At 64.8% G+C, this 16,431-nt stretch carries 11 protein-coding genes; 9 read left to right on the top strand and 2 right to left on the bottom strand.

The window, feature by feature from the left end:
- The 7 genes from NUH87_RS30120 (at position 1) to NUH87_RS30090 (ending at position 9,996) form a co-directional block, all read left to right on the top strand.
- On the top strand, positions 1 to 954 hold the full coding sequence (locus NUH87_RS30120; RefSeq protein ID WP_338523915.1) for a D-2-hydroxyacid dehydrogenase family protein: 954 nt from the start codon (positions 1 to 3) through the stop codon (positions 952 to 954).
- Positions 955 to 1,536: 582 nt separating this feature from the next.
- Complete coding sequence (gene glgA / locus NUH87_RS30115; RefSeq protein ID WP_040067549.1) at positions 1,537 to 3,102, top strand: glycogen synthase GlgA; 1,566 nt, start codon at positions 1,537 to 1,539, stop codon at positions 3,100 to 3,102.
- A gap of 37 nt (positions 3,103 to 3,139) precedes the next feature.
- Positions 3,140 to 5,221, top strand: a complete 2,082-nt coding sequence (malQ, locus tag NUH87_RS30110; RefSeq protein WP_338523914.1) for a 4-alpha-glucanotransferase — start codon at positions 3,140 to 3,142, stop codon at positions 5,219 to 5,221.
- A 75-nt stretch (positions 5,222 to 5,296) separates the two neighbouring features.
- On the top strand, positions 5,297 to 5,578 hold the full coding sequence (locus NUH87_RS30105; protein ID WP_338523913.1) for a DUF2934 domain-containing protein: 282 nt from the start codon (positions 5,297 to 5,299) through the stop codon (positions 5,576 to 5,578).
- Positions 5,579 to 5,588: 10 nt separating this feature from the next.
- The gene (gene glgX, locus NUH87_RS30100) at positions 5,589 to 7,748 is read left to right on the top strand and encodes a glycogen debranching protein GlgX (RefSeq protein WP_338523912.1); all 2,160 of its coding nucleotides are present in this window, start codon (positions 5,589 to 5,591) and stop codon (positions 7,746 to 7,748) included.
- Between the two features lie 140 nt (positions 7,749 to 7,888).
- The gene (locus NUH87_RS30095) at positions 7,889 to 8,641 is read left to right on the top strand and encodes a PIG-L family deacetylase (RefSeq protein ID WP_338523911.1); all 753 of its coding nucleotides are present in this window, start codon (positions 7,889 to 7,891) and stop codon (positions 8,639 to 8,641) included.
- 308 nt (positions 8,642 to 8,949) lie between these two features.
- Complete coding sequence (locus NUH87_RS30090; RefSeq protein ID WP_338523910.1) at positions 8,950 to 9,996, top strand: autotransporter outer membrane beta-barrel domain-containing protein; 1,047 nt, start codon at positions 8,950 to 8,952, stop codon at positions 9,994 to 9,996.
- On the opposite strand, the gene glgB is transcribed toward NUH87_RS30090, so the two are convergent.
- Complete coding sequence (gene glgB, locus NUH87_RS30085) at positions 9,997 to 12,225, bottom strand: 1,4-alpha-glucan branching protein GlgB (protein ID WP_338523909.1); 2,229 nt, start codon at positions 12,223 to 12,225, stop codon at positions 9,997 to 9,999.
- A 614-nt stretch (positions 12,226 to 12,839) separates the two neighbouring features.
- Between glgB and ccoG the strand changes: the two genes are divergently transcribed.
- Together ccoG and mapR are read left to right on the top strand one after the other, a co-directional pair.
- Positions 12,840 to 14,252: a cytochrome c oxidase accessory protein CcoG gene (gene ccoG / locus NUH87_RS30080; protein ID WP_338523908.1), complete on the top strand. Its 1,413-nt coding sequence runs from the start codon at positions 12,840 to 12,842 to the stop codon at positions 14,250 to 14,252.
- An 83-nt stretch (positions 14,253 to 14,335) separates the two neighbouring features.
- The gene (gene mapR / locus NUH87_RS30075; protein ID WP_338523907.1) at positions 14,336 to 15,754 is read left to right on the top strand and encodes a GntR family transcriptional regulator MpaR; all 1,419 of its coding nucleotides are present in this window, start codon (positions 14,336 to 14,338) and stop codon (positions 15,752 to 15,754) included.
- A gap of 2 nt (positions 15,755 to 15,756) precedes the next feature.
- On the opposite strand, the gene NUH87_RS30070 is transcribed toward mapR, so the two are convergent.
- The gene (locus NUH87_RS30070) at positions 15,757 to 16,344 is read right to left on the bottom strand and encodes a GNAT family N-acetyltransferase (RefSeq protein WP_338523906.1); all 588 of its coding nucleotides are present in this window, start codon (positions 16,342 to 16,344) and stop codon (positions 15,757 to 15,759) included.
- Positions 16,345 to 16,431: the final 87 nt, after the last annotated feature.

The raw sequence follows: 16,431 nt of genomic DNA, 5'->3' as shown, positions 1-16,431 counted from the left end.
ATGCCCCTGCAGATCGCGGTAATCGATGACTGGCAAGGCGTGGCCGCCAACGCCGTGGACTGGAGCGCCTTGAGCGCCGTGGGCCAGGTGAGTTTTCTCCACGACTACCCGGCCGATACCGCCACCATGGCCGAGCGCCTGGGCGGTTTCGAGGTGATCTGCGTGATGCGCGAACGCAGCCCGTTCAACGAGGCCCTGCTGCGCCAACTGCCCCGCCTGAAGCTGCTGGTGACCGGCGGTATGCGCAATGCCGCCCTCGACATCAAGGCCGCCAACGCGCTGGGTATCCAGGTCTGCGGCACCGAAAGCTACAAACAGGCGGCGCCGGAACTGACCTGGGCATTGATCATGGCCGTCAGCCGCAATCTCCTCAAGGAAGCCAACTCCCTGCGCGCCGGACACTGGCAGCAGGGCCTGGGCGGCGACCTGTATGGCAAGACCCTGGGGATTCTCGGCCTGGGCAGCATCGGCCAGCGCATCGCCGGCTACGGCAAGGCGTTCGGCATGCGGGTCATCGCCTGGAGCGAGAACCTCACCGCCGAACGGGCCGCCGAATCCGGCGTGGAGTACGTCAGCAAGGCCGAACTGTTCAAGCAGGCCGACCTGCTCTCCGTGCACCTGGTGCTCAGCGAGCGCTCCCGCGGCCTGGTGGATGCCCAGGCACTGGGCTGGATGAAACCCTCGGCCTACCTGATCAACACCGCGCGCGGGCCGATCGTCGATGAACAGGCGCTGATCGCCGCGCTTGAGCAAGGCCGCCTGGCCGGCGCCGCCCTGGACGTCTTCGAACAGGAGCCGCTGCCGGTCGACCACCCGTTCCGCACTCTGGACAACGTCCTGGCAACGCCTCATGTGGGCTACGTCAGCCAGAACAACTACCGGCTCTTCTACAGCCAGATGATCGAAGACATCCAGGCCTGGGCGGCCGGGCAGCCGATCCGGCTCCTGAGTTAAGCCATGGTGCAAGGGCCCGGCAACGGGTCCTGGCGCTGACCAGCCGTGGCCTGACCGACCACCACCTGCGGCCGTTCCTCGACCCAGTGACCCAGAAGCAAATTGGCGGGCTCTATATCTGGGCGTACCACGCACTCTCCCGAGCCACCCACGCACCATCCTTGAGCGTTTGGGTTTCGAGCCCGCGCCAGCGGGGTGCAGCCGTTCATGGACGTCCGTTCCAGATGGCAGCGTGATCGCCTGTGCCTTGAATCAAACGCGCCGCATTTTCCCAATATTCGTCTAAACAACGCCCTTCACGTCGGCGACATCTCTCCTACACTGATTTTCGGACCTGCTGACCGCCTGGTCATTTCTGCGACAAAAAGCCGAAACTTCTGCAACGGCGGCCTGTCAGGTCAAAGGTAGGGCCTCTGTCCCGGGGGTATTATGGACAGGGGCTCCCCTCGCACTTTCTTGCCGCCGTGCGCTGGACGTCCTTCGCCCAGTTTCGCGCAAGCGGTGTGTCCGACCAAAGGAAGCGGTTTGGGCACGTTGTATGAAAGAAAGGATGAACCAGATCAAATAAATCGGGAGAGGCACATGATCAACGCTGCGTTGGAAACTCAGGAAGAGCATTTTAATCAGGCCAGCGAAGCGGTCCCCGTGTCAGCCCCCTTGGCGGGAGGAAAACCTGTGTTGACGGCAGCCGCTGTCAATCCGGACAAGAAAAAGGTGCTGTTCGTCACCTCCGAGTTCGCCGACCTGGTCAAGACCGGTGGCCTGGGCGATGTGTCCGCCGCCCTGCCACGGGCCATGCATCACCTGCATGATGTGCGGGTGCTGATTCCCGGTTACCCGCAGGTGATCCACAGCGACAACCCGATCCATATCATCGGCGAACTGGGCGGCCACGCCGCGTTGCCGCCCTGCAAGATCGGCCGCATGGACCTGCCCGACGGCCTGGTGATCTATGTGCTGATCTGCCCCGAACTCTATGAGCGCGAAGGCACGCCCTATGGCGCCAACAACGGCCGCGACTGGCCGGACAACCACATCCGCTTCGCCCGCCTGGGCCTGGCGGCCGCCGATATCGCCGCCAACCTGGCCCAGATCCACTGGACCCCGGACCTGGTCCACGCCCACGACTGGCCGGCCGGCCTGGCCCCGGCCTATATGCACTGGCGCGGCCAGCGCACCCCGACCCTGTTCACCATTCACAACCTCGCCTACCAGGGCGTGGTCAGCCTCGCCTGCTGCCCGGAGCTGGGTATCCCGCCCCACGCCCTGCAGCAGGAAGGCATGGAGTTCTACGGCAAGCTGTCGTTCCTCAAGGCCGGCATGGCCTACTCCAGTCATATCACCACGGTGAGTGCCACCTACGCCCAGGAAATCACCACGCCGCAATTCGGTTGCGGCCTGGACGGTTTCCTCGCCAGCAAGACCCACCAGGGCCTGCTCAGCGGCATTCCCAACGGTATCGACGAAAGCTGGGACGCGGCCACCGACAGCCACCTGGTCCGCCCCTTCCTGCCGGGCGACTGGGAGGGCAAGGCCGTCAACGCCGACCATGTGCGGACCCTGTTCGGCCTGGACCCCTCCAGCGGGCCGCTGTTCGCGGTGGTCTCGCGGCTGGTCTACCAGAAAGGCCTGGACCTGACCGAGGCGGTCAGCGAAATGATCGTGGCCGAAGGTGGCCAGATCGCGATCATCGGTCGCGGCGAGCCGGAAGAAGAACAGGCCATGCGCCAACTGGCCCTGCGCTTTCCCGGCCGGATCGGGGTGCGCATCGGCTTCAACGAAACCGATGCCCGGCGCATGTTCGCCGGCAGCGACTTCCTGCTGATGCCTTCGCGCTATGAACCGTGCGGCCTGAGCCAGATGTACGCCCAGCGCTTCGGCTCGCTGCCGGTGGCGCGCAACACCGGCGGGCTGGCCGACACCATCGACAACGGGGTCACCGGTTTCCTGTTCGACGAGTCCACCGTGGAAAGCTATGCGCAGGCGTTGCGCCGGGCGTTCAAGGTGTTCGCCTACCCGCCGCTGCTCAACGCCATGCGTTGCCGCGCCATGGCCGCGCCTTTCAACTGGTGCAAGGCCGTGGAACCCTACGCCGAGCTGTACCAGAACCTGGTCGCCAAGTCCCGGAGCAGGTCGGGCCAGCACTGAGGAGGTCTTCATCGCAGCCACCCACCGGAGAACCCCCATGAGTGACGTGCAACTGGAAACACTCGCCCACCGGGCCGGCCTGGCCGTCGACTGGATCGATGCCAATGGCCGACCGCAGAAAGTCCGGCCCGAGGCCTTGCGCAAGGTCCTCGCCGGGCTCGGGCATCCCGCCGACAGTGACCAGGCCATCGAGAACAGCCTGCTGGAACTGCAACTGGCGCAGCAACACAACCACCTGCCGCCCCTGCTGACCGCGGACGTCGACAAGGGGCTGGACCTGTCCCGCTATTTTGCCGCCGGCACCTGCTGCGAGGTGCATCTGGAAAACGGCACGCTCCTGCACCTGCAACTCGACCAGGACGCGGTGCTGCCGGGCAGGATTCCCGTGGGTTACCAGACCGTCCATATCGACGGCCAGCATTTCACCCTCGCCGTGGCCCCGCAGCAGTGCCACAGCATGGCGGCGGCCACCGATACCGCGACACCCCGCGCCTGGGGCCTGGCGGTGCAACTCTATGCCTTGCAACGGTCGGGCGATGGCGGATTCGGCGACACCCTGGCCCTGGAGAACCTGGCCCGGGCCGCCGGCGAGCGCGGCGCCGACGCCCTGGCGATCAGCCCGTTGCACGCCATGTTCAGTTGCGACCCGCAACGCTACAGTCCCTATTCGCCGTCCAGCCGCCTGCTCCTCAACAGTCTCTATGCGGCGCCGGAGGCGATTCTCGGCGAACAGGCCCTGCGCCAGGCCATCGAGACCGCGGGGCTGGCCGACGAATTGCGCCAGCTGGAAGCCTTGCCACTGATCGACTGGCCTCGCGCCGCCCGCGCCAAGCAGTGCCTGTTGCGTGCGCTGTACGACGGTTTTCGCCAGGATGCCCACCCGCTCGCAGCGGACTTCGCCGAGTTCCGCCAGACCGGCGGCGAAGCCCTGGAGAATCATTGCCGCTTCGAAGCCCGGCAAGCGGTCTGCGCAGCCCGGGGCGAAAGCACCGACTGGCGGCAATGGCCCGCAGCCTGGCAGCATCCCGACAACCCGGCCCTCGCCGCCTTCGCCACGGAGCAGGCCGAAGAGATCGGCTTCTATGCCTTCAGCCAGTGGCTGATCGCCCGCTGCCTTGAGCGCGCGCAACAGGCGGCCCGGGACAGCGGCATGGGCATCGGCCTGATCGCCGACCTCGCCGTCGGTGCCGACGGCGGCGGCAGCCAGGCCTGGAGCCGGCAGGACGAACTGCTGGCCGAACTCACCGTCGGCGCACCGCCGGACAGTCTCAATCGCGCCGGACAAGGCTGGGGGATCTCGGCCTTCTCCCCGGAAGGCTTGAAGCGTCACGGTTTCAGGGCCTTTATCGAAATGCTGCGGGCCAACTTCGCCCATGCCGGTGGCCTGCGCATCGACCATGTGATGGGCCTGCAACGGCTCTGGGTGATCCCCCTCGGCTCACCGTCGAGCGACGGCGCCTACCTGTATTATCCGCTGGACGACCTGCTGCGCCTGCTGACCCTGGAGTCCGCGCGCCACCAGGCGCTGGTGCTGGGCGAAGACCTCGGCACGGTCCCCGAGGGCCTGCGGGAAAAACTGAGCGCCCGCGCGATCCTTGGCATGCGCGTGCTGTTGTTCGAGCAGGAATACGGCCATCGTTTCCGCCCGATCCTCGACTGGCCGGACAACGCCCTGGCCACCACCAGCACCCACGACCTGCCGACCCTCAACGGCTGGTGGCATGCCCGGGATATCGACTGGAACATCCGGCTCGGCTTGATCGACAAGACCAACGCCGAGCACTGGCGCGAAACCCGCCAGCGCGAGCGCGAGGGCTTGCACCGCGCGCTGAGCAACGACCCGCAGAATTTCCGCGATGAATCCCACGAGACCGACCAGGTCCTCGATGCCAGCGTGCGCTTCCTCGGCCATACCCGGGCGCCCCTGGTGTTGCTGCCGCTGGAGGACGTGCTGGGTGTCGAGGAGCAGGCCAATCTGCCCGGGACCATCGACAGTCATCCCAACTGGTGCCGACGCCTGCCCGGCGACAGCGGCCAGTTGCTGGACGATGCGGATGCCGCTCGCCGCCTGGAACTGCTGGCCTGTGCCCGGCTCCAGGCCGCCGAGCGTGACCGGTGAGTCCGTCGGGCGGTGAGGCACTCGAAGATTTCCCGGTCAATCTCTTTATACAAACCTGAGTTCAGGAGCATGGCGATGAGTAGCGACGAAAAACGCATCCGTGAGTTTGCCTATCAGATCTGGGAGTCCGAGGGTCGCCCCGAGGGCCAGGAGGGCCGGCATTGGGAGATGGCGCGCAAGCTGGCGGAGGCCGAGGCGCTGGCCCCGAAAAAGCCGACGACGGCCAAGCCTGCCGTCAAGCCCAAGGCCGCCACGAAGACCGCCGCGGCCGCGAAAGCGCCGGCGAAATCGGCCACCACCGCCAAACCCGTCGCCGAGAAGAAACCACGAGCGCCACGCAAGCCGGCGGCCAGTTGAACCTCTATCCATGACCAAGCCGAAAAATCCCGAACCCGCACCCAAAGCCCAGGCCTCGCGAATCCGCGAAGGCCTGCCCTTCCCGCTCGGTGCCACCTGGGATGGCCAGGGGGTCAATTTCGCGCTGTTTTCCGCCAACGCCACCCGGGTCGAACTGTGCCTGTTCGACGCCAGCGGCGAAGTGGAACTCGAACGCATCGAACTGCCCGAGTACACCGACGAGATCTACCACGGCTACCTGCCCGATGCCCTCCCCGGGCTGATCTACGGCTACCGGGTACACGGCCCCTACGACCCGCGCAACGGCCACCGTTTCAACCCCAACAAACTGCTGATCGACCCCTACGCCAAGCAGTTGGTCGGCCAGTTGAAATGGTCCGAGGCGCTGTTCGGCTACACCCTCGGCCACCCCGATGCCGACCTCAGTTTCGACGAGCGCGACAGTGCGCCCTTCGTCCCCAAGAGCAAGGTCGTCGACCCGGCCCACACCTGGAGCCACGACCAGCGGGTCAAGGTCCCCTGGGACCGCACCCTGCTCTATGAAACCCATGTGCGCGGCTTCAGCATGCGCCACCCCGCGGTGCCGGACGCGCTGCGCGGCACCTTCGCCGGGCTGATGGTCGACGAGGTGCTGGAACATATCCGCACACTCGGGGTGTCCTCGGTGGAGCTGCTGCCGATTCACGCCTTCGTCGACGACCAGCACCTGCTGCCCAAAGGCATGACCAACTACTGGGGCTACAACAGCATCGCCTTCTTTGCCCCCGACCCGCGCTACCTGGCCAGCGGCAAGATCGCCGAATTCAAGGACATGGTCACGCGCCTGCACGAAGCCGGCCTGGAGCTGATCCTCGACGTGGTCTACAACCACACCGGCGAAGGCGACGAGCAAGGTCCGACGCTGTCCATGCGCGGCATCGACAACGCCTCCTACTATCGCCTGATGCCCGACGACAAACGCTTCTACATGAACGACTCGGGCACCGGCAACACCCTGGACCTGAGCCATCCCAGCGTGCTGCAGATGGTCACCGATTCGCTGCGCTACTGGGCCACGGACATGCACGTGGACGGGTTCCGCTTCGACCTCGCGACCATCCTCGGGCGCTACCGCGACGGTTTCAACGAACGTCACAGTTTCCTTGTCGCCTGCCGCCAGGACCCGGTGCTGCGCCAGCTCAAACTCATCGCCGAACCTTGGGACTGCGGTCCCGGCGGCTATCAGGTGGGCGGTTTCCCGCCGGGCTGGGCCGAGTGGAACGACCGTTTCCGCGACAACGCGCGGGCGTTCTGGAGAGGCGACGACGGCCAGCTCGCCGACTTCGCCAAGCGCATGACCGCCTCCGCCGACCTCTTCGACCGGCGCGGTCGACGCCCCTACACCTCGATCAACTTCATCACCGCCCATGACGGTTTCACCCTGCGCGACCTGGTGTCGTACAACCACAAGCACAACGAAGCCAACGACGAAAACAACCAGGACGGCAGCAACCACAACCTGTCCTGGAACCACGGCGTCGAAGGGCCGACGGACGACCCGGCGATCAATGCCCTGCGCCTGCGCCAGATGCGCAACTTCTTCGCCACCCTGCTGCTGGCCCAGGGCACGCCGATGATCGTCGCCGGCGACGAGTTCGCCCGCACCCAGCACGGCAACAACAATGCCTACTGCCAGGACGGCGAAATCGGCTGGGTCAACTGGGCGCTGGACGACGACGGCCAGTCGCTGCTCGAGTTCGTCAAGCGCCTGGTCAAGCTGCGCCTGGCCTATCCGATCCTGCGGCGCGGGTGTTTCCTGGTCGGCGACTACAACGAGCAACTGGGGGGCAAGGACGTTACCTGGCTGACGCCGGACGGCCACGAAATGACCACCGGACACTGGCATGACGGCCACGGCCGCTGCCTGGGCATGTTGCTCGACGGGCGGGCGCGGGCCTGCGGCATTACCCACAGCGGCGACGATGCGACCTTGCTGCTCGCGGTCAATGCCCACCACGACGGGGTCAATTTCCGCTTGCCACCCGTGCCGCAAGGCATCGACTGGCGCTGCGTGATCGACACCAACGACCCGCGGGTCAAGGGCCAGGAGCGGTTCGCCTTCGCCCGTGAATACACCCTCGCCGGACGTTCGCTGGTGATGTTCGAACTACGGCGTGACGAAAAAACCTGACGTTTCTTCAGCAATAAAAGTCGCATTTCGAGTCATATGGGCGATACTCACTCGCGCACTACCCGGTTGCCACGCGGTACCGGACGCATCAGGATTGATGGAGGGTGCATGCATGTCCACACAAGGAAGTGACAAACATCATGAGAATCCAAGCTGCACGCAACGACGTTGCACCGCTGATCTGGAACTCGCGGCAGTTGGCCCGTGTCCCGACCATCGGCCTGCACCGCCTGATCCAACCCGGCGCCCGGGTGGTGGTGATCGCCCCCCATCCCGGTGACGAAGTGCATTGCTGCGGCGGCCTGCTGCAAATGCTCGCCGCCCTCGAACACCCGCTGCTGCTGATCTCCATTACCGATGGCAGCGCCCTCTACCCCGGCTCGACCCTGTGGCCTTCAAGCCGCCTGAGTGTGGTCTGCCCCCAGGAAAGTGCCGAAGCCTTGCGGCGCCTGGGCCTGGAACTGCACCGGCTGAAATGGATTCGCGGCGGCTTTCGCCACGGCGCACTGGAGCAGCAGGAGCAGCCCTTGAGTCAATTCCTGCGGCGCTACCTGCGCCCGGACGACGTGGTGCTGACCACCTGGCGCGAAGACGGGATTGCCGATCATGACAGTGTCGGCCGGGCCGCCGCCCAGGCCTGTGCCGCCAGCGGCGCAACGCTGCTGGAAATCCCCGTGCATACCTGGTTTCGGCCGTTGCGCGACGAAGGCCTGATCCCCTGGCACCGGGCCCGCAAGATCCGGCTCGACACCTGGGGCATCGCCCGCAAGCTGCACGCCGCGCATGCCTACCACAGCCACCTGCAAGGCGACCCGAAACTGGGGCTGCCACCGGCCCTGGTACCGGCCCTGCTCGAACGGGCGCGGCAGCCATTCGAGCTGGTGTTCATCTGAAAGACCTGGGGGCCAAGCCCCCTCTTTCCAGACTCGCTCAGATCCAGCCTGAATAAACCAAATAGCCGATTGATCAATCACTTGCAAAGCCTAATCAAACAGATCTATTTGTGCGTTACTTCCTTGACGCCGACCTGTAGCTCTCCTTAGCTAGAAGTGACTACCCCCGGTTTTAAAACCCAAGGGGCCAGCCCTCGGAGCCCGCCAGAGCGGGTCGCCGGAGGCTTGCCTCGATGATTTCGGCCGTCCCTCGTTCGGGGCAGGAGAGACACCAATGCAGGTATCTATGCGACAGCAAGGAACACCCGATGAACACGCTCATGGCCCACCCCAACCTGAGGATGACGGTTTATACGATCTCGACTGCCTTTTTGCTGTGCTCCGCCCTTGAAATCCAGGCGGCGCCCTCCGAAGAAGACCTCCAACCCTGGTACCGTGACAACGCGCCTTCACCCTTACCGCCCGGTCGACAGCCACTACTGGACAACAGCGGCCAATTACCTGGCTGGCGATTCGCCGGCATTACCCCGGACAGCGGCGCGGCCGATCCGGCGGTACGCTTCCACGACCGTGCACTGGGCCAAGGCGAGGCCGGCAACTTCGATCCGAAGTTTACCGGCGCCTTTGGCGACCTGCTGGTCATTCCCAGTCTTTACAGCAACCACAGCGATGGCCAGACATTGCAGGCCGGGGTTTTTACCGGACACAGCGGAGCCCTGGACCAGACTGATGCTTTCGTCACGGCGCCCCGCGATCCGCGTACGGACGGCCTGAGCCCCCAAGGCAATAATCTCGGGGCGTTCTGGAGCCTGACCGGACAACAGGGCTGGCACGTCAACCTGACCGCCATGAACAGCCAGAGTACGATCTACAGCCGCTCCGACCAGGGCACCCTGCAAGGTGCGGCCTCCCGGCAAACGACGTTTTCGCTGGAGGGCGGTTTCCCGATCGGGCTGGGCAAGTACTGGGTCATCGAGCCCCAGGCCCAGGTGGTCAACCAGCAAGGCAGCCTGGACACGCTCGGGCAGGCGAATACCTCCAGCGACCAGTCGCAGTGGAGCGGCCGCATAGGTGCCCGCCTCCAGGGCAGCTATGAAGTGAACGGCCTGCCGCTGGAACCCTACCTGCGGACCAACCTCTGGTACGCGTTCGGCAGCGGCAACACCCTGAGCCTGGAGCCGGTCGACAAGCTCACCAGTGGTCGCAACAGCCCTACCGTGGAGCTGGGTCTGGGCCTGGTGGCCAGGGTGTCTCCGACGCTCAGCCTGTATATCAGCGGGGATTACAGCGGCACCTCCCCTGACAATGGCCTGAGTGGCCTCATCGGCAACATCGGGGTGCGGATGCGCTGGTAGCTACTCCTCCGGGCGCAACATCAACACCGCCAGCGGCGGCAGGTTCAGCAGCAGCGACGTGGCCTGACCGTGGCTGGCGTGGTCTTCGGTGAAGACCGCGCCGCCATTGCCATAGTTGGAGCCGGCATACATCGCCGCATCGCTGTTGATGACTTCCTTCCACTGCCCGGCAAACGGCACCCCGATCCGATAAGCCTCGCGCGGCACCGGGGTGAAGTTGGCGACCACCAGCAGCGGTCGCCCTTCCCGGCTCCAGCGCACCCAGGCATAGACGCTGTTGGTCGCGTCATCGCCAATCAACCATTGGAAACCCTGGGGCACATCGTCCTGGTCGTACAGCGCCGGCTCGTCGCGGTAGAGCTGGTTGAGATCGCTCACCAGCTTCTGCACGCCAAGGTGCTCGGAGTATTGCAGCAGGTACCAGTCCAGTTGCTGGTCATGATCCCACTCGCGCCACTGGCCGAACTCGCAGCCCATGAACAGCAGCTTCTTGCCCGGGTGCGCCCACATGAAACTCAGGTAGGCCCGCAGGTTGGCGAACTTCTGCCAACGGTCGCCGGGCATCTTGTCGATCAGCGAATGCTTGCCATGCACCACTTCGTCATGGGAAATCGGCAGGATGAAGCGCTCGGACCAGGCATACACCAGGCCGAAACTCAGCTCGTTGTGATGATGGGCGCGGTACACCGGGTCCTGCTGGATGTAGTGCAGCGAATCGTGCATCCAGCCCATGTTCCATTTATAGGCGAACCCCAGTCCGCCTTGCCCGGTCCCCTGGCTCACGCCCGGCCAGGCCGTGGACTCCTCGGCAATCACCAGGGCACCCGGGGCCTCCAGGGCCACCACGTCGTTGAGGTGACGCAGGAAGTCGATGGCCTCCAGGTTTTCCCGACCGCCATGGCGGTTCGGCACCCACTCACCGGCGTTGCGCGAATAGTCGCGATACAGCATCGACGCCACCGCATCCACCCGCAGGCCGTCGACATGGAAATGCTTGAGCCAGTGCAGCGCCGAGGCCAGCATGAAGCCATGCACCTCGGTGCGGCCGAGGTTGTAGATCAGCGTGTCCCAGTCCTGGTGAAAACCTTCCAGCGGGTTGCCGTACTCGTACAACGCGGTGCCGTCGAACTGCGCCAGGCCGTGGGTATCGGTGGGAAAATGCGCCGGCACCCAGTCAAGGATCACGCCGATCTCGGCCTGGTGGCAGGCATCGACAAACGCCGCGAAGTCGTCCGCGCTGCCATAGCGCGCACTCGGCGCGAACTGCGACAGCGGCTGGTACCCCCAGGAGCCGCCGAACGGATGTTCCATGATCGGCATCAGCTCGATATGGGTGAAGCCCAGTTGCCGGACATAGGGAATCAGCCGCTCGGCCAGTTCGCTCCAGGTGTATTGCCGTGACACCTCGCCGACTTCATCGATCTCGCACTGCCAGGAGCCGGCATGCAGTTCATAGATCGACAGCGGCGCCGCATGCCGTTGCCGTTCGCCACGCGACTGCATCCAGGCCTGGTCCTGCCAGTCGATCTGCAAGGGCGCGGCGACACGCGAAGCGGTGTCCGGCGGCAGTTGGGTGGCCAGGGCCACGGGATCGGCCTTGAGCGGCAGGATCGCGTCCCTGCCGAGAATCTCGTACTTGTAGGCCTCCCCCGGACACAGGCGAGGAATGAAGATTTCCCAGACACCGCTGGGATGGCGCAGGCGCATCGGATGCCGACGCCCGTCCCAGGCATTGAAGTCGCCGACCACCGAGACCCGCCGGGCATTCGGTGCCCAGACCGCGAAGCGCACGCCGTCGATACCCTCGACCCGGGTCACCTGGGCCCCCAGGCAACTGCTGAGGTCGCGATGGTTGCCCTCGGCGAACAGGTAGAGATCCATCTCCCCCAGCAACGGTCCGAAGCTGTAGGGATCCTCGCAGACCTGCTCCCCCGCGGCCCACTGGATGCGCAACCGATAGGGTTGGCGATGCTCGAAGTGACCGACAAACAGCCCCGGCACCTCGGTAGAGTCGAGGTTGCCCAACACCTGGTCGCCGTCGTGGGCCAGCGCCTGGACGCCCAGGGCGCCCGGTAGAAAGGCGCGAATATACTGACCGCCGTCACCGTCGCCATGGGGACCGAGGATGGCAAATGGGTCCTGGTGTTCGGCCCGTACCAGGGCCTCGATATCCTTCCTGTCGGGCAATGCGCGGTTTCCGGGCTTACCTTGTTCCTTGCTCAAACTCATCACTGCTCTCCACCGGACAAGGTTTTCCCTCACTCAACAACCCGCTCAGGTCGTGCAACGGCACGCTGAGCCAGGCCGGGCGATTTTCCGCCCCATAGACACGTTCAGACGCGGCCCTCTCCAGGCTGAAAGCGATTGCAAAGCCTGTTCCATCCGACTGCCGAGCGTCTTGCTCCGGCGCTGGTGTCCTTGACCGTGCTCGGCCGCGCCGCACCTCAAGCATAGACGGGAATGTCGCTTCAGCCGCACATGCCCCTGAACGCGCTCCCCTGAAAACAAGGAGAGCACCAAGTCCGTGCATATCGAACACTCGAACCAGGCCTGTGCCCTGGAGCAAGGCAATATGCGCCTCCACCGCCCGGCCAGTGCCGTCGTGTGAACGCCGGCCACGGTGATTCGGTGATTTGATTGACCTGTATCAGCGCCGCCGCCCGGCATTTGCGCCAGGCGTCGCAGGGCACGACCGCCGGGAGTGGCGCGAGGTAGGACAACCTGTCGCAGGGGCCCGCACGCGCTCATCTGATCCGCTTTTTATTAAAATACCTGAGCCTGTTATGCAAACAGTTCGCCCGGCATAGTGCCCAGGCCTGATGGAGGCTGACGAGCGACAGACCATGAGCGAGAGAATCCCCGTCCAGATAGTTGAAACCTTCGAACCTTCGCGTCCAAGGACGAAGACCCGGTCCACCGACCAGATGATCCACACCCGCAGCTTCACCGGGCTGTTCCGCAACCTGCGCCTGGGCGGCGCGGGCTTTCTGTTCCTGCTGTTCTTCGGCACGGTATGGCTGAACTGGGGCGGACGCCAGGCGGTGCTCTGGGACCTGGCCGAAAGCCGCTTCCATATCTTCGGCGCGACCTTCTGGCCCCAGGACTTCATCCTGCTCTCGGCGCTGCTGATCATCTGTGCCTTCGGTCTGTTCGCCATCACCGTGTTCGCCGGACGGGTCTGGTGCGGCTATACCTGCCCGCAAAGCTCCTGGACCTGGCTGTTCATGTGGTGCGAGAAAGTCACCGAGGGCGAGCGCAACCAGCGCATCAAGCTGCAAGCCGCGCCCTGGGGCCCGAACAAACTGGCCCGACGCGCCGCCAAACATACGTTGTGGCTGGGCATCAGCCTGCTGACCGGGCTGACCTTCGTCGGCTACTTCACCCCGATCCGCCCGTTGGCCCAGGAGCTGATGACCCTGCAGCTCGGCGGCGTCAGCCTGTTCTGGATACTGTTTTTCACCGCGGCCACCTATATCAACGCCGGCTGGCTGCGTGAAGCGGTGTGCATGCACATGTGCCCCTATGCACGCTTCCAGAGCGTGATGTTCGACAAGGACACCCTGACCATTTCCTACGACGCCGCCCGTGGCGAAAACCGTGGTCCGCGTAAACGCGACGTGGCCCCGGCCAGCGTCGGCCTGGGAGACTGCATCGACTGCCAGATGTGCGTGCAGGTCTGCCCCACCGGCATCGACATCCGCGACGGCCTGCAGATGGAATGCATCGGCTGCGCGGCCTGCATCGATGCCTGTGACTCGATCATGGACAAGATGGGCTACGCCCGTGGGCTGGTGAGCTACACCTCCGAACACCAGTTGCAGGGGGGCAAGACCCACCTGCTGCGCCCACGGCTGATCGGCTACAGTGCCGTGCTGCTGATCATGATCGGCGCACTGGCCGTGACCCTGGCGGAACGGCCCATGGTGTCGCTGGACGTGAGCAAGGACCGCGGGCTGTTCCGGGAAAACAGCCTGGGCCAGATCGAGAACATCTACAGCCTCAAGATCATCAACAAGACCCAGCAGCGTCAGCGCTATCAGCTGGAGCTGGTGGACAGCGACGGCTTCCAGTTGCAGGGCAAGACCGAGCTGAGCCTGGCAGCGGGTGAAATCGTCGACCTGCCGGTGTCGGTGGCGCTGGTCACCGACAAGCCGAAAAGCAGTTCCCAGGCCGTCAGCTTCAAGGTGGTCGACAGCGACGAGCCCGGCGTCTACAGCGTGGCGAAGAGCCGCTTTGTCGCCCCGTTGAACCGTTGATGCCCTAGAATCCCGAGCACCGATACCGATCCATCAACACCGGTTCCTACAGGTCTCCGGTGTTTTCGAAATCCAGAGTTGCCATGAAACGCTACGAAAAATTCGCCGATGACATCGCTGAACTGATCCGCACCGGCGTCCTCGGCCCCGGCCAGCGGGTGCCATCGGTGCGCTATGCCAGCCAGACCTACGGTGTCAGTCCGTCCACGGTGTTCCAGGCCTACTATATGCTGGAACGCCGTGGCCTGATCCGCGCCCGACCGCGCTCCGGCTACTTCGTCAACGCCCACACGCCGAGCCCGTTCTCGGAGCCGGCGATCAGCAGCCAGGTCAACGAGTCCACCGAGGTGGATGTCAGCGAACTGGTCTTCTCGGTGCTGGACTCCATCAAGGACCCCGCCACCGTGCCCTTCGGCTCGGCCTTCCCGAGCCCGACGCTGTTTCCCCTGCAACGCCTGTCCCGGTCCCTGGCCAGTGCCGGCCGCGAGCTGGACCCGCGCATGGTGGTCACCGACCTGTCGCCGGGCAACCCGCAACTGCGCCGGCAGATCGCCCTGCGCTACATGGTCGGCGGGCTGATGTTGCCCATGGAGGAACTGCTGATCACCAATGGCGCCCTGGAGGCACTGAACCTGTGCCTCCAGGCCGTCACCGAGCCCGGCGACCTGGTGGCCATCGAGGCTCCGGCGTTCTATGCCTGCCTGCAAGTGCTGGAGCGGCTCAAGCTCAAGGCGGTGGAGATCCCGGTGCATCCGCGCGATGGCATCGACCTCGGGGTGTTGGCCCAGACCCTGGAACGCCATCCGATCAAGGCCTGCTGGTGCATGACCAGCTTCCAGAACCCTCTGGGCGCGACCCTGCCCGAGGCGAAGAAGCAGGAACTGGTGGAACTCTTGCGCCGCCATCAGGTGCCGCTGATCGAGGACGATGTCTACGCCGAACTCTATTACGGCCAGCAGGCGCCGAAACCGGCCAAGGCCTTCGACACCGAAGGCCTGGTGATGCACTGCGGCTCCTTCGCCAAGAGCCTGGCCCCCGGTTATCGCATCGGCTGGGTGGCGGCGGGACGTTACGCGCAGAAGGTCGAACGGCTCAAGCTGATGACCTCGCTGTGCGCCTCGATGCCGGCCCAGGCCGCCCTGGCCGATTATCTGCAAAACGGCGGCTACGACCGCCACCTGCGCAAGCTGCGCTATGCCCTGGAAGAGCAACAGAGCGCCATGCTGGCGGCCATTGCCCGCTACTTCCCGGCGCAGACCCGGGTCAGCCAGCCGAGCGGCGGTTACTTCCTGTGGCTGGAGCTGCCGGAGCAGCTGGATTCGCTGAAACTGTTCCAGATCGCCCTGGCCCAGGGCATCAGTATTGCCCCGGGGCCGATCTTTTCGCCGACCCAGCGCTTTCGCAACTGCATCCGCCTGAATTACGGCAGCCCGTGGAACGAGGTGTCGGAACAGGCCATGGAGACCCTGGGACGGATTGTGCGCTCGTTGCTGGACCAGTAAGGCTATCTCGCAGACGCCTCGGTCAGGGGCCAATGCATCAGATACGCCGCACCGGTCACCCGGATCAGCGGATGCGGCACGATCTGGCATTCGCCGACGATCGTGAAGCCATGGCGTTGATAGAAACGGCAGGCACCGCTATTCATCGCGTAGTCGATCAGGCTCAGGCCCTTGAGCTGGAGGGCCCGGCAGCGCTGGCGCGCGTGTTCGAGAAAACGCGCCCCCAGCCCCTGGTTGCGCCAGCCCTCGTGCAAGGCCAGGCTGGAAATATAGAGGGTGTCGGGAATCTCCAGGTCGGCATACGGCGCCAGGACCGGATCGGTGCTCGGCGTTGCATCCGGGTCATGCAGCATCGGATAACTGTGCAGCATGCCGATGACTTGGCCATCCGCCTCGGCCATCAGGCAATTCTCATAGGAAAAATCTACGCCTTCACGGGCATAGCGCCGCGCGCCGACATCCAGCAGGGACTCGGCGCCTTCAGCCAACTGGCTCCAGATGTAGTCGGACGCCCCTTCCGAGGAAATCTGGAACAGGCGGGCAATCTCGCGGGCGTCCGAGCGCAGCGCCGGACGAAAGATAACGGTCATTCGGGGTCCCCTGTAAGGTCGACCGGAGCCAGGCAAGGCCCTGGCTCCGGCCCTACAGTGTGGAACGTACGACCGACAGGCCTATAT

The sequence above is a fragment of the Pseudomonas batumici genome, assembly GCF_036585405.1.
Taxonomy (GTDB): Bacteria; Pseudomonadota; Gammaproteobacteria; order Pseudomonadales; family Pseudomonadaceae; genus Aquipseudomonas; species Aquipseudomonas batumici.
The sequence above is the reverse complement of the archived record's forward strand: the minus strand, read 5'-3'. Positions and strand labels throughout refer to the sequence as shown.